15 protein-coding genes are annotated in these 12,477 nt (G+C 60.5%); 7 read left to right on the forward strand and 8 right to left on the reverse strand.

All coding sequences use genetic code 11. The annotated features are described in order from the left end of the window. The first annotated feature begins 8 nt into the window (after positions 1-8). Positions 9-332, forward strand: coding sequence for a DUF3392 domain-containing protein (locus ACVVH8_RS28010; protein WP_007913629.1), 324 nt, complete (start codon positions 9-11; stop codon positions 330-332). A 19-nt stretch (positions 333-351) separates the two neighbouring features. Next, positions 352-900: an RNA 2'-phosphotransferase gene (locus ACVVH8_RS28015; protein ID WP_475227416.1), complete on the forward strand. Its 549-nt coding sequence runs from the start codon at positions 352-354 to the stop codon at positions 898-900. Between the two features lie 130 nt (positions 901-1,030). Here the strand turns inward: ACVVH8_RS28015 and trmB are convergent, their stop codons facing one another. The 4 genes from trmB to ACVVH8_RS28035 form a co-directional block, all read right to left on the reverse strand. Then, positions 1,031-1,756 carry a tRNA (guanosine(46)-N7)-methyltransferase TrmB gene (gene trmB, locus ACVVH8_RS28020; protein WP_123532567.1) on the reverse strand — a complete coding sequence of 242 codons (726 nt, stop codon included), beginning with the start codon at positions 1,754-1,756 and terminating at the stop codon, positions 1,031-1,033. A gap of 9 nt (positions 1,757-1,765) precedes the next feature. Beyond that, the gene (locus ACVVH8_RS28025) at positions 1,766-2,560 is read right to left on the reverse strand and encodes a thiazole synthase (protein WP_042561554.1); all 795 of its coding nucleotides are present in this window, start codon (positions 2,558-2,560) and stop codon (positions 1,766-1,768) included. Between the two features lie 60 nt (positions 2,561-2,620). Then, on the reverse strand, positions 2,621-2,821 hold the full coding sequence (gene thiS, locus ACVVH8_RS28030; RefSeq protein WP_165557463.1) for a sulfur carrier protein ThiS: 201 nt from the start codon (positions 2,819-2,821) through the stop codon (positions 2,621-2,623). 71 nt (positions 2,822-2,892) lie between these two features. Then, complete coding sequence (locus tag ACVVH8_RS28035) at positions 2,893-3,273, reverse strand: DUF423 domain-containing protein (RefSeq protein WP_475227418.1); 381 nt, start codon at positions 3,271-3,273, stop codon at positions 2,893-2,895. 74 nt (positions 3,274-3,347) lie between these two features. Between ACVVH8_RS28035 and mtgA the strand changes: the two genes are divergently transcribed. Further along, positions 3,348-4,070, forward strand: a complete 723-nt coding sequence (gene mtgA, locus ACVVH8_RS28040; protein ID WP_475227421.1) for a monofunctional biosynthetic peptidoglycan transglycosylase — start codon at positions 3,348-3,350, stop codon at positions 4,068-4,070. Positions 4,071-4,420: 350 nt separating this feature from the next. Here mtgA and rpoH read toward each other — a convergent pair whose 3' ends face one another. The 4 genes from rpoH to ftsY form a co-directional block, all read right to left on the reverse strand. Further along, positions 4,421-5,275, reverse strand: coding sequence for an RNA polymerase sigma factor RpoH (gene rpoH, locus ACVVH8_RS28045; protein ID WP_003229146.1), 855 nt, complete (start codon positions 5,273-5,275; stop codon positions 4,421-4,423). Positions 5,276-5,390: 115 nt separating this feature from the next. Continuing rightward, positions 5,391-6,416, reverse strand: a complete 1,026-nt coding sequence (gene ftsX, locus ACVVH8_RS28050; RefSeq protein WP_475227424.1) for a permease-like cell division protein FtsX — start codon at positions 6,414-6,416, stop codon at positions 5,391-5,393. After that, positions 6,413-7,084 (reverse strand): cell division ATP-binding protein FtsE, encoded by a 672-nt coding sequence (gene ftsE, locus ACVVH8_RS28055; RefSeq protein ID WP_003229148.1) that lies wholly within the window; start codon positions 7,082-7,084, stop codon positions 6,413-6,415. The genes ftsX and ftsE overlap by 4 nt, the downstream gene beginning before the upstream one ends. After that, the gene (gene ftsY / locus ACVVH8_RS28060; protein WP_475227427.1) at positions 7,081-8,598 is read right to left on the reverse strand and encodes a signal recognition particle-docking protein FtsY; all 1,518 of its coding nucleotides are present in this window, start codon (positions 8,596-8,598) and stop codon (positions 7,081-7,083) included. Before ftsY ends, ftsE begins: the two co-directional genes overlap by 4 nt. Here ftsY and ACVVH8_RS28065 point away from each other — a divergent pair. The 4 genes from ACVVH8_RS28065 to rsmD all read left to right on the forward strand — a co-directional run bounded on the left by ACVVH8_RS28065 (position 8,597) and on the right by rsmD (position 12,396). Continuing rightward, positions 8,597-8,791 carry a hypothetical protein gene (locus ACVVH8_RS28065; RefSeq protein ID WP_401300455.1) on the forward strand — a complete coding sequence of 65 codons (195 nt, stop codon included), beginning with the start codon at positions 8,597-8,599 and terminating at the stop codon, positions 8,789-8,791. The two genes, ftsY and ACVVH8_RS28065, sit on opposite strands and share 2 nt — an antisense overlap. Positions 8,792-8,943: 152 nt before the next feature. Beyond that, complete coding sequence (locus ACVVH8_RS28070; protein ID WP_213026853.1) at positions 8,944-10,299, forward strand: M16 family metallopeptidase; 1,356 nt, start codon at positions 8,944-8,946, stop codon at positions 10,297-10,299. After that, a complete protein-coding gene (locus ACVVH8_RS28075) occupies positions 10,292-11,779 on the forward strand; it encodes an insulinase family protein (protein ID WP_315445123.1) in 1,488 nt (495 codons plus the stop codon). Before ACVVH8_RS28070 ends, ACVVH8_RS28075 begins: the two co-directional genes overlap by 8 nt. Next, the gene (rsmD, locus tag ACVVH8_RS28080) at positions 11,779-12,396 is read left to right on the forward strand and encodes a 16S rRNA (guanine(966)-N(2))-methyltransferase RsmD (protein ID WP_475227429.1); all 618 of its coding nucleotides are present in this window, start codon (positions 11,779-11,781) and stop codon (positions 12,394-12,396) included. The genes ACVVH8_RS28075 and rsmD overlap by 1 nt, the downstream gene beginning before the upstream one ends. Positions 12,397-12,477 lie beyond the last annotated feature (81 nt).

Below are 12,477 nucleotides of genomic sequence, written 5' to 3' on the forward strand. Positions count from 1 at the left end.
GAAAACGCATGGATTTGATACTCGACCTGCTCGCCACCGTCTCCCGCTGGAGCCGCAGCAACCTCTCGGAAATCGCCCTCGCGCTGGTTGGTTGCCTGCTGGTGCTGTTCGGCGCCGACTTCAAAGGCTGGGTCGAGCAACGCCTGGGCAGCATCGCCGGCGCCCTGCGCGTACCGCTGATGGCCCTGCTGTGCGTCATCGGCAGCGGCGCCGCACTGATCTACGCCACACCGTGGGTGATCAAGGGGCTGAGCCAGTTCAACAACTACAGCCTGGCGCCGGTGTTGTTGGTGGTGCTGGTATTGATTGGCGTCGTCGCTGACCGCCGCTAAATGCAAAACAGGGACGTTCATGAGTAAAAAACTGCTGGATGAAACAAGCAAATTTCTCAGCTACGTGCTGCGCCACGAGCCTCAAGCCATTGGCCTGACGCTGGACTCTGAAGGCTGGGCGAATATCGAAGCGCTGATCAGCGCCGCGGCGCGCGACGGTCGCACTCTCGATCGCGCACTGATCGAAACCGTCGTGGCGAGCAACGACAAGAAGCGCTTTTCGATTTCCGAGGACGGCCAGCAGATCCGCGCCGTGCAGGGTCACTCGACCAAGAGCGTGGAGCTGCAACTTGAGGCAAAGCAGCCACCAGAAACGCTGTATCACGGCACGGCGACGCGCTTCATGAACTCGATCAACCAGCAAGGCTTGATCCCCGGATCGCGGCATCACGTGCATCTCTCGGCAGAAACCACCACCGCCTCAGCCGTAGGTCAACGCTACGGCACCGTGGTCATTCTGAAAGTCGCCGCGCGGCAGATGCAGGAACAAGGCTTCAAGTTCTATCAGGCGGAAAACGGCGTCTGGCTGACAGAGCAAGTGCCGGTGCGCTTCATCTCTACCTTGTAACTTTCCGGACATCCAAAACAACTGTAGGAGTGAGCCTGCTCGCGATAGCGGTCTAACATTCAACCTCTTCGGTGACTGTCAGTCAGCTATCGCGAGCAGGCTCACTCCTACATTTTTTACTGCGTAATTTTCAGGACTGTTTTTCGAACTTCAGGTCCCAGACGCCATGGCCAAGACGTTCGCCGCGGCGTTCGAACTTGGTGATCGGGCGTTCGGCCGGGCGCGGTACGCACTTGCCGTCTTCGGCGAGGTTGCGGTAGCCCGGGGCGACGTTCATCACTTCCAGCATGTATTCGGCGTACGGTTCCCAGTCGGTGGCCATGTGCAGAATGCCGCCAACCTTCAACTTGCTGCGCACCAGTTCAGCGAACGACGCCTGAACGATGCGACGCTTGTGGTGACGGCTCTTGTGCCATGGATCCGGGAAGAACAGCATCAGGCGATCAAGGCTGTTGTCGGCGATGCAGCGGTTGAGCACTTCGATCGCGTCGCAATCGTAGACGCGCAGGTTGGTCAGACCCTGCGTCAGCACGCCGTTGAGCAGCGCGCCAACACCCGGACGGTGTACTTCAACACCGATGAAATCCTGATCCGGTGCCGCTGCGGCCATTTCCAGCAGCGAGTGACCCATGCCGAAACCGATCTCCAGCGAGCGCGGTGCCGAGCGGCCAAACACTTGATCGTAATCCACCGGCGCGTCGGCCAGTGGCAGCACGAACTTGGGCGCGCCTTGATCCAGACCGCGTTGCTGGCCTTCGGTCATGCGCCCGGCGCGCATCACGAAGCTCTTGATGCGGCGGTGTTGGCGCTCGTCGCCCTCTTCCGTCTGGATAGGCGTGTCGTTCGATTCAGTCATCAATGGCTCTTACTTGATCAGACCATCCAGCGGCGAAGAGGCGCTGGCATAGAGTTTTTTCGGCATGCGGCCGGCGAGGTAGGCCAGACGGCCCGCGACGATCGCGTGTTGCATGGCTTGCGCCATCATCACCGGTTGCCCGGCGTGGGCGATGGCCGAGTTCATCAGCACGGCATCGCAGCCCAGTTCCATGGCGATGGTGGCGTCGGAAGCAGTACCGACACCGGCATCGACCAGCACCGGAATTTTTGCTTCTTCGAGGATGATCTGCAGGTTGTACGGGTTGCAGATCCCCAGACCGGAACCGATCAGACCGGCCAGCGGCATGACTGCAATGCAGCCGATCTCCGCCAGTTGCCGGGCAATGATCGGGTCATCGCTGGTGTAAACCATCACGTCGAAGCCTTCCTTGACCAGCGTTTCGGCGGCCTTGAGGGTTTCGATCACGTTAGGGAACAGGGTTTTCTGGTCGGCCAGCACTTCCAGCTTCACCAGGTTGTGGCCGTCGAGCAGCTCACGGGCCAGACGGCAAGTGCGCACGGCTTCGATAGCGTCGTAGCAGCCGGCGGTGTTCGGCAGAAAGGTATAGCGATCCGGCGACAACACGTCGAGCAGGTTCGGCTCGCCCTCGATCTGGCCCAGGTTGGTACGGCGCACGGCGAAGGTGACGATCTCGGCACCCGAGGCTTCGATGGCCTGACGGGTTTCTTCCATGTCACGGTATTTGCCGGTACCAACCAGCAAACGCGACTGGTAAGTACGACCGGCCAAGACGAAAGGCTTGTCGCTACGAACGATGCTCATGGGGAATCCTCTTTACGGGTGAGGGTCTTGCAGAATTCTCTGCCCTTGCGGGCCGGGCGACTAGCCGCCGCCGATGGCGTGCACGACTTCGACGTTGTCGCCGTCGTTGAGCGTGGTGTCGGCATGCTGGCTGCGCGGGACGATATCCAGATTGAGTTCGACCGCTACCCGGCGTCCGGTCAGTTCCAGACGGGTCAGCAGGGCCGCAACGGTTTCACCGTCGGGCAGTTCAAGGGATTCGCCGTTCAACTGAATGCGCATGCTTAACGCCGCCATCATTTTTAGGGGCTGGCATTCTAGCCCGATCATGACCTAAAGGTCAGCACCGAGCGTCAAGCGGTGGATTGCAAGCGCCAGGCGGCGAGCCCCAGGCATACCCAACCGGCCAGAAATGCCAGACCACCGAACGGGGTGATGATGCCAAGCTTGCTAATGCCGGTGGTGGTCAGCGCGTAAAGACTGCCGGAGAACAGGACGATGCCGACGGTGAACGAAACACCGGCCCAAGTAACCAGTCGCCCCTGTATTTGCGTGGCCAGCAGCGCTACGCCGAACAACGCCAGCGTGTGCACCAGTTGATAGGTGACGCCAGTATGGAAAATCGCCAGATACTCAGACGTGAGGCGGTTTTTCAAACCGTGGGCGGCGAAAGCACCCAAGGCAACGCCGGTGAAACCAAAAAAAGCGGCCAGCATCAGAAAGCCACGCAGCATGTGGAACTCCAGTCAGACTCGATCGGCAGGGTCTGTATAATGGCCCGCTCCACCGGTTCGGCCAAGCCATCTCTATGCTGCGTACTATTTTTCGTCGTCTCACGAAGGCCCTGCTCTGGTTCGCGGGTGGCAGCGTATTGCTGGTGTTGCTGTTTCGCTTCGTGCCGCCACCGGGCACGGCATTGATGGTCGAGCGTAAAGTCGAATCCTGGGTCGACGGTGAGCCAATCGACCTGCAACGCACCTGGAAACCGTGGGACGAGATCTCCGATGACCTCAAAGTGGCCGTCATGGCTGGCGAGGATCAGAAGTTTCCCGAGCATTGGGGTTTTGATTTCGGCGCCATCCAGGCTGCACTGGCGCACAACGAACTGGGCGGCTCGATCCGAGGCGCCAGCACATTGAGCCAGCAGGTGTCGAAGAACCTGTTTCTGTGGGCCGGCCGTAGCTATCTGCGCAAAGGTCTGGAAGCGTGGTTTACCGCGCTGATCGAGGTTTTCTGGCCCAAGCAGAGGATTCTTGAGGTGTACCTGAACAGTGTCGAGTGGGATGACGGTGTGTTCGGCGCTGAAGCAGCGGCCCGCCATCACTTTGGTGTAAGCGCGAAATCACTGTCACGGCAGCAGGCGAGTTATCTGGCGGCAGTATTGCCGAATCCTCGCGTCTGGAGCGCGAGTCATCCGACGGCATACGTATTGCGCCGGGCCGGGTGGATTCGGCAGCAGATGAGTCAATTGGGTGGGACCAGTTATCTGCTGGGGCTCAATGATTCGCGCCGGGCACCTTGGGCACAATAGTCGAGCATTAACCTTCCAGACACTGATGATCCCTGTGGGAGCAACTGTCTTCACCCTGCCATTCGTCACCGCCATTCGGTGCCGTCGCGCAGCATGGCATTCAGTCTGATAAGCAGTATCNGGACTCACAGCTTGCCATCCACCCCTCTCACCCCAGAGTTTATTCCCTTACCCAGACACAAGCGGGCTTGCCCGCGATTGCGGTGGTTCAGCAGACATCTAAATGACTGACAGGACGCCATCGCTGGCAAGCCAGCTCCCACAGGGTTTGATGCAACCCCGAAACACGCGGATAAAAAAACGCCCCGATCATCGCTGATCGGGGCGTTTTTTATTGCCGTGGCGCCGGTTTAGGCGGCGATCGACAACTTGAGCTTGTTCATCGCACTCTTTTCGAGCTGACGAATACGCTCGGCCGACACGTTGTACTTCTGCGCCAGGTCGTGCAGCGTGGCTTTCTCTTCTGCCAGCCAGCGCTGGTAGAGAATGTCACGGCTGCGCTCGTCCAGCACTTCCAGCGCTTCGTGCAGGTTGTGGTTGGAGTTGTCGCTCCAGTCGGCATCTTCCAGTTGACGCGCCGGGTCGTACCGGTGGTCTTCCAGATAGTTGGCCGGCGACTGGAAAGCACTATCGTCGTCTGCTTCCGCAGCCGGGTCGAAGGCCATGTCATGGCCGGTCAGGCGACTTTCCATCTCGCGCACTTCCCGCGGCTCGACGCCAAGGCTTTCCGCCACACGGTGGACTTCCTCGTTGTTCAGCCACGCCAGACGTTTCTTCTGGCTGCGCAGGTTGAAGAACAGCTTGCGCTGGGCCTTGGTGGTCGCGACTTTCACAATGCGCCAGTTGCGCAGGATGAACTCGTGAATTTCCGCCTTGATCCAGTGCACGGCGAACGACACCAGACGCACACCCATTTCCGGGTTGAAGCGTTTGACCGCCTTCATCAGGCCGACGTTACCTTCCTGGATCAGGTCAGCCTGAGCCAGACCGTAGCCGGAATAGCTACGGGCAATGTGTACGACAAAACGCAGGTGGGCGAGCACCATCTGCCGAGCCGCCCCCAAATCCTGCTCATAGTAGAGACTCTCGGCCAGTTCACGCTCCTGCTCCGGCGTCAGCAATGGAATGCTGTTGACGGTGTGCACATAGGCTTCCAGGTTCGCACCCGGAACCAACGCGTACGCAGGTTGCAAAGAATTGGTCATGCGAAAAAACCTCCCACTTACATACTCGTGCCTCTCGGCACTGCGAAAAATTGACCGGGAATTCAAGTACAAGTTCCCAAAAAAACCGCGAGGCCAATCACGCGCAAAAAAGATTCTACTTCGGCGCCAGCTCCCTGAGATGACGTGCGACTGCAATCCATGCACCGATATAACCCAACAGCACCGCGCCAAGCAAGAGCGACAGACCGTCGGCAACTGGCACTCCGGCCAGCGCGAAATCACTGCCGTACAAGCCGGCCAGCCCAACCACCGCGTCGTTCAGCCAGTTCAGGCCGAACGCCAACACTCCCCAGGACAACAGCCCCGCACCGAAACCGTACAACGCGCCCATATAAAGGAAGGGACGCCGCACATAGCTGTCGGTGCCGCCGACGAGTTTAATCACTTCTATCTCGGTGCGGCGGTTTTCGATATGAAGACGAATGGTATTGCCTATCACCAAAAGTAATGCAGAAACCAGCAGCACTGTCAGACCGAAGACAAAACGATCGCCGAGCTTGAGGATGGCGGCCAGACGCTCGACCCAGACTAGATCAAGTTGTGCCTGTTGTACCTTGGGCAGCTCGGAAAGTTTTTGTCTTAATGCTTCCAGCGTCGACTTGTCGACCTCGTTCGGGGTGACCAGCACCACGCCCGGCAGCGGGTTTTCCGGCAGCTCGCGCAGGGCTTCACCCAATCCGGACTGCTGCTGGAACTCTTCCAGCGCCTGATCGCGGCCGACATATTCAGCATCAGCTACGCCGGGCATGCCTTTGATCTGCTCGCGCAATGACTCGCCCTGCTCCGGGCTTGCATCGAGCTGCAGGTACAGCGAAATCTGCGCCGCACGCTGCCACGAACCGCCAAGACGCTCGACATTATTGAGCAACAGTGACAAGCCCATCGGCAGGCTCAGCGCCACCGCCATTACCATGCAGGTGAAGAAGCTGCCGATCGGCTGCTTGCCGAGTCGGCGCAGGCTGTCGAGCAGGCTGGCGCGATGGCTTTCGACCCAGGCACGCAACAGCGTAGCGAAATCAGGACCATCGTCATCGTCGTGCTTTTTCTTCTTCGGCGGCTGCGGATCGGCGGCTTTCGGGGCCACGCGCTCGGAAACCTTCGGACTGCGTGTCGCACTCATACACCGGCCTCCCCGTCGCCGATCAATCGGCCACGTTGCAGGGTCAGCATGCGGTGACGCATGCGCGCGATCAGTGCCAGGTCGTGACTGGCGATCAGCACGCTGGTGCCCAGACGGTTGATGTCTTCGAACACGCCCATGATCTCGGCCGCCAGACGCGGGTCGAGGTTACCGGTCGGTTCGTCCGCCAGCAGCAGGGCCGGGCGGTGAACGATGGCGCGGGCAATGCCGACGCGCTGTTGCTGACCGGTGGACAGGTCGCCCGGGTACAGATCGGTTTTGTCCGACAGCGCCACACGCTCCAGCGCCGAATCGACACGCTTGGCGATTTCAGCCTTGGACAGTCCGAGAATCTGCAGCGGCAACGCGACGTTGTTGAACACCGTGCGATCAAACAGCAACTGGTGATTCTGGAAGACCACGCCGATCTGCCGGCGCAGGAACGGAATCTGCGCGTTGCTGATGGTGCTCAGGTCTTGCCCGGCGAGCAGCAGCTTGCCGCTGGTCGGACGCTCCATCGCCAGCAACAGGCGCAACAGTGTGGACTTACCGGCACCGGAGTGGCCGGTGACAAACAAGAACTCGCCACGACGGACTCGAAAGCTCAGCTCATGCAAGCCGACGTGACCGTTCGGGTAGCGTTTACCGACCTGTTCGAAACGAATCATGAACGCTCCCGCTCGGCAAACAGTGCCTGGACAAAGGGTTCGGCTTCAAAGGTACGCAAATCGTCGATGCCTTCACCGACGCCGATGTAACGAATCGGCAGGCCAAACTGCTTGGCCAGGGCAAAGATCACCCCGCCCTTGGCGGTGCCGTCGAGCTTGGTCAGCGCCAGGCCGGTCAGTTCGACGGTCTGGTTGAATTGCTTGGCCTGGTTGATCGCGTTCTGGCCAGTACCGGCGTCGAGCACCAGCAGCACTTCGTGCGGCGCATCGGCATCGAGCTTGCCGATCACCCGGCGAACCTTTTTCAGTTCTTCCATCAGGTTGTCTTTGGTGTGCAGACGACCGGCGGTGTCAGCGATCAGCACATCAATGCCACGGGCCTTGGCGGCTTGCACGGCGTCGAAGATCACCGAAGCCGAGTCGGCACCGGTGTGCTGGGCGATCACCGGGATCTTGTTGCGCTCGCCCCAGACCTGCAATTGCTCCACAGCGGCGGCGCGGAAGGTGTCACCGGCGGCGAGCATGACTTTCTTGCCTTCCAGTTGCAGCTTCTTCGCCAGTTTGCCGATGGTGGTGGTCTTGCCGGCGCCGTTGACGCCGACCACCAGAATCACGAATGGCTTGTTCTGCGAAACGATCTTCAGCGGCTGCTCAACCGGTTTGAGCATAGCGGCCAGCTCGGCTTGCAGGGATTTGTACAGTGCGTCGGAGTCGGCCAGTTCCTTGCGTGCGACCTTCTGGGTCAGGCGCTGGATGATCTGCGTGGTGGCTTCGACGCCAACGTCGGCGGTGAGCAGACGGGTTTCGAGGTCATCAAGCAGATCGTCATCGATGGTTTTACGACCGAGGAACAGGCTGGCCATGCCCTCGCCGATGCTGGCGCTGGTCTTCGACAGGCCTTGCTTGAGACGGGCGAAGAAACCGGCTTTGGTTTCTTCAGTGCGCGGGGCTTCGACGGGCGTTTCGGCAATCACTTCAACCGGCAATACTGGCGCAGCGACAACCGGTGCAGGTGCTGGCTGATGAATGACTGGAGCTACGGGAGCAGCAGCTACCGGGGCATCTGGCTCCGGAATCACAGGTTCCGGAACAACAGGCTCAGTTACAACCGGCGCAGGTTCGACCACCGGTGCCGGAGCCACCTCGGGAATGAACACGGCAGGCGCGGGAATCACTGGCGTGACATGCGGCGCAGCCTCTTCAACCAACGCTACCGGCTCTTCCGCGACTGGCAACGTCAGCCACGGCTCGGCTACCGGGGTCAGCGGCGCCTCGGCAATCACAGGGGTTTCAGGCTCAGGTTCGGCGGCCGGCTGCAGCACCGGCTCGGCGATCGGCAGCACGATCGGTGCCGGCTCTTCTTCTATTACCGGAGCAGGCGCCGGAACGGGCTCAGGAATCGCGGGCGGCTGTTCGACGACGGGTTCCTGCGGTTTCTTACGCAGCCATCCGAACAGGCTTTTCTTTTCGCCAGCCGCAGCTGGGGTCTTCTTGTCGTCGTTGGAACCAAACATGGAGGACGGCTATCTCACGGTAGCGACGCGCCATAAGGGCGCCCCGGCAAATAAATATTCGATGCAGAACAGACTGTGTTTCACCCAGCTTGTTCACGCGCAACATTTTGTCGAGGCGCCAAAAGCACCTCAAAGGTCGATTATTACGAAGGACTGGAACGGCATCTTCGGCGAAAACGCAGAGTTTAGCTGAGAAACTCAAAGCTTCTGCCGGTAACCCATACAACCTATCGACCGATCAATGGCTTGATAGGCGTGGCCGCCAGTAAAACGGATCAGTATCCTAGCACCCTCTCGCCCGCCGACGCTAAGACCAAGCGGGCAGCTCAACAGGTTAAAAAACGAATGAATGCTCTAGCCCGCCGCGCTGCAGGCCTGCTGCTCAGCACAGTCTGCCTGCCCCTTTCGGCCCTGGCGGCCGACCCGCAACCGACTCACGAATTCACCCTCGACAACGGTTTGAAGGTTGTCGTGCGCGAAGACCATCGCGCGCCGGTAGTGGTGTCGCAGGTCTGGTACAAGGTCGGTTCCAGCTACGAAACCCCGGGCCAGACCGGTCTGTCCCATGCGCTTGAGCACATGATGTTCAAGGGCAGCGAAAAAGTCGGTCCCGGCGAAGCTTCGCTGATCCTGCGTGATCTGGGTGCCGAAGAGAACGCGTTCACCAGCGACGACTTCACCGCTTATTACCAGGTACTGGCCCGCGATCGTCTGGGCGTGGCTTTTGAACTGGAAGCCGACCGCATGGCCAACCTGCGCCTGCCGGCCGACGAGTTCGCCAAGGAAATCGAAGTCATCAAGGAAGAACGCCGTCTGCGCACTGATGACAAGCCGATGTCCAAAGCCTACGAGCGCTACAAGGCCATGGCCTACCCGGCCAGCGGCTACCACACGCCGACCATCGGCTGGATGGCCGACCTCGACCGGATGAAAGTCGAAGAGCTGCGCCACTGGTATCAGTCCTGGTACGTGCCGAACAACGCCACCCTGGTGGTGGTCGGTGACGTCACCCCGGACGAAGTGAAAACCCTCGCCCAGCGCTACTTCGGCCCGATCGCCAAGCGCGACGTGCCACCGGCGAAGCAACCACTGGAACTGGCCGAGCCCGGCGAACGCCAGATCACCCTGCACGTGCAGACGCAACTGCCTAGCCTGATGCTCGGTTTCAACGTGCCGAGCATCGCCACTGCTGAAGACAAACGCTCGGTCAACGCTCTGCGCCTGATCTCGGCACTGCTCGACGGCGGCTACAGCGGGCGCATCCCGACGCAGTTGGAGCGCGGTGAAGAGTTGGTCTCCGGCGGTTCATCGAGCTACGACGCCTACACGCGCGGCGACAGCCTGTTTACCCTTTCGGCCACACCGAATACCCAGAAGAAAAAGACCATGGCGCAAGCCGAGGCCGGTCTGTGGAAGCTGCTCGATCAGTTGAAAACCACAGCCCCCTCCGCCGCAGAGCTTGAGCGCGTACGTGCACAAGTAATTGCCGGGCTGGTCTACGAGCGTGACTCGATCACCAGTCAGGCCACTGCCATTGGCCAACTGGAGACTGTCGGTCTGTCGTGGAAACTGATGGACACCGAACTCGCCGATCTGGAAAGCGTGACCCCGCAAGATATCCAGAATGCCGCCAAGCTGTATTTCACCCGCGAACGTCTCAGCGTCGCCCACGTCCTGCCACTGGAGACGACTCATGAGTGAGCGCAAAACCCCACGCCTGTTGCTTGGTCTGATCGCGGTTGCCGTGATCGGCTCCGCCGCGTTCTATCTGACCCCAGGCGCTAACACCAACGCCAGTGAAGCGCTGGATAACGCCAAGACCAGCCAGAAGCTGCAATCGCTGGCCGAACTCGACGGCAAGGCGCCGGCCAGCCGCAAGCTCGACGTACAGACCTGGAACACCGCCGAAGGCGCCAAGGTGCTGTTCGTAGAAGCGCATGAGCTGCCGATGTTTGACATGCGCCTGATCTTCGCCGCCGGCAGCAGCCAGGACGGCAATGCGCCGGGGCTCGCGGTGCTGACCAACGCGATGCTCAACGAAGGTGTCGCCGGCAAAGACGTCGGCGCCATCGCCCAGGGCTTTGAAGGCCTCGGCGCGGATTTCGGCAACGGTGCCTTCAAGGACATGGCGCTGGCATCGCTGCGTAGCCTGAGTGCTGTCGACCAGCGTGAACCGGCCTTGAAGCTGTTCTCGGAGGTGGTCGGCAAACCGACCTTCCCGGCCGATTCGTTCGCGCGCATCAAGAACCAGATGCTCGCCGGCTTCGAATACCAGAAACAGAACCCCGGCAAACTCGCCAGCCTCGAGCTGATGAAGCGTCTGTATGGCGATCACCCATATGCGCATTCCAGCGATGGCAACGCGCAAAGCGTGCCGAAAATCACCCTCGCGCAACTGCGTGAGTTCCATGCCAAGGCTTACGCTGCTGGCAACGTGGTGATCGCGCTGGTGGGCGACTTGTCCCGCGCCGATGCCGAGGCGATTGCCAATCAGGTGTCCGCCGCCCTGCCGAAAGGCCCGGCGCTGGCGAAAATCGCCCAGCCGCAGGATCCGCAGGCCAGCATCGGTCACATCGAGTTCCCGTCCAAGCAAACCAACCTGATGATCGCGCAACTGGGCATCGACCGCGACGACCCGGACTACGCCGCCTTGTCGATGGGTAACCAGATACTCGGCGGCGGCGGTTTCGGTACGCGTTTGATGAGTGAAGTGCGCGAGAAGCGCGGCCTGGCTTATGGCGTGTATTCCGGGTTCAGCCCGATGCAGGCTCGCGGTCCGTTCATGATCAACCTGCAGACCCGCGCGGAAATGAGCGAAGGCACCCTGAAACTGGTGCAGGACGTACTCGCCGACTACCTGAAAACCGGCCCGACGCAAAAAGAACTCGACGACGCCAAACGCGAACTCGCCGGCAGCTTCCCGCTGTCCACCGCGAGCAACGCCGACATCGTTGGCCAGCTCGGCGCCATGGGCTTCTATAATCTGCCGCTGAGCTATCTGGACGACTTCATGCGTCAGTCCCAGAGCCTGACCGTCGAGCAGGTCAAAGACGCGATGAACAAACACCTGAGCACGGACAAAATGGTCATCGTCAGCGCTGGCCCGACCGTGCCGCAAAAGCCGTTACCGGCCCCATCTGATAAACCTGCCGAGCAACCGCTCGGGGTTCCGGAGCATTAATGGCGACTCGTACCCCAAAAAAACCTGCGCACAACGTTCACAACGGTGTGAACCAGTTGCGCATCATTGGCGGCCAATGGCGCAGCCGCAAGCTGAGCTTCCCCGATGCGCCGGGCCTGCGCCCGACGCCGGATCGTGTGCGTGAAACCCTGTTCAACTGGCTCGCGCCCTACGTTGAAGGGGCCAAGGTGCTCGACCCGTTCGCCGGCAGCGGCGCGCTGTTTCTCGAAGCGCTGTCCCGTGGCGCGGCCATGGGTCAGGCGCTGGACGCCAGCAACATTGCGGTGTCCAGCCTGAAAGAACACCTCGGCACGCTACGCTGCACCAACGGGCAGGTGCAGACCGCTGACGCCCTGCGCTATCTGGAAACGCAAGTTGCCACGCCGTTTGACCTGGTGTTCCTGGACCCGCCGTTCAACCAGAACCTGCTGCCGGCGGTTTGCACTCTGCTTGAAGAACGTCAGTGGCTGGCGCCCGACTCGTGGATCTACACTGAAAGCGAAACCGCGCCTTCGACGCTGGGTCTTCCGGGCAACTGGCGCCTGCACCGCGAGCAGAAGTCCGGACGCGTTTATTACGCGCTGTGGCAACGCACGGCAGAGATAGCCGTTAACTAAAAGTTTGCGAGAAACCTGTGGCGAGGGAGCTTGCTCCCGCTGGGTCGCGAAGCGGCCCTTATTTCAGAAGCGAGGCCTGCT

The organism is Pseudomonas trutticola BRTCR10 (genome assembly GCF_056155105.1).

Coding starts and splice junctions, on each gene's coding strand:
- ACVVH8_RS28010 (WP_007913629.1), top strand. CDS start 9: ATGGATTTGATACTCGACCTGCTCGCCACCGTCTCCCGCTGGAGCCGC.
- ACVVH8_RS28015 (WP_475227416.1), top strand. CDS start 352: ATGAGTAAAAAACTGCTGGATGAAACAAGCAAATTTCTCAGCTACGTG.
- trmB (WP_123532567.1), bottom strand. CDS start 1,756: ATGACTGAATCGAACGACACGCCTATCCAGACGGAAGAGGGCGACGAG.
- ACVVH8_RS28025 (WP_042561554.1), bottom strand. CDS start 2,560: ATGAGCATCGTTCGTAGCGACAAGCCTTTCGTCTTGGCCGGTCGTACT.
- thiS (WP_165557463.1), bottom strand. CDS start 2,821: ATGCGCATTCAGTTGAACGGCGAATCCCTTGAACTGCCCGACGGTGAA.
- ACVVH8_RS28035 (WP_475227418.1), bottom strand. CDS start 3,273: ATGCTGCGTGGCTTTCTGATGCTGGCCGCTTTTTTTGGTTTCACCGGC.
- mtgA (WP_475227421.1), top strand. CDS start 3,348: ATGCTGCGTACTATTTTTCGTCGTCTCACGAAGGCCCTGCTCTGGTTC.
- rpoH (WP_003229146.1), bottom strand. CDS start 5,275: ATGACCAATTCTTTGCAACCTGCGTACGCGTTGGTTCCGGGTGCGAAC.
- ftsX (WP_475227424.1), bottom strand. CDS start 6,416: ATGAGTGCGACACGCAGTCCGAAGGTTTCCGAGCGCGTGGCCCCGAAA.
- ftsE (WP_003229148.1), bottom strand. CDS start 7,084: ATGATTCGTTTCGAACAGGTCGGTAAACGCTACCCGAACGGTCACGTC.
- ACVVH8_RS28065 (WP_401300455.1), top strand. CDS start 8,597: ATGGAGGACGGCTATCTCACGGTAGCGACGCGCCATAAGGGCGCCCCG.
- ftsY (WP_475227427.1), bottom strand. CDS start 8,598: ATGTTTGGTTCCAACGACGACAAGAAGACCCCAGCTGCGGCTGGCGAA.
- ACVVH8_RS28070 (WP_213026853.1), top strand. CDS start 8,944: ATGAATGCTCTAGCCCGCCGCGCTGCAGGCCTGCTGCTCAGCACAGTC.
- ACVVH8_RS28075 (WP_315445123.1), top strand. CDS start 10,292: ATGAGTGAGCGCAAAACCCCACGCCTGTTGCTTGGTCTGATCGCGGTT.
- rsmD (WP_475227429.1), top strand. CDS start 11,779: ATGGCGACTCGTACCCCAAAAAAACCTGCGCACAACGTTCACAACGGT.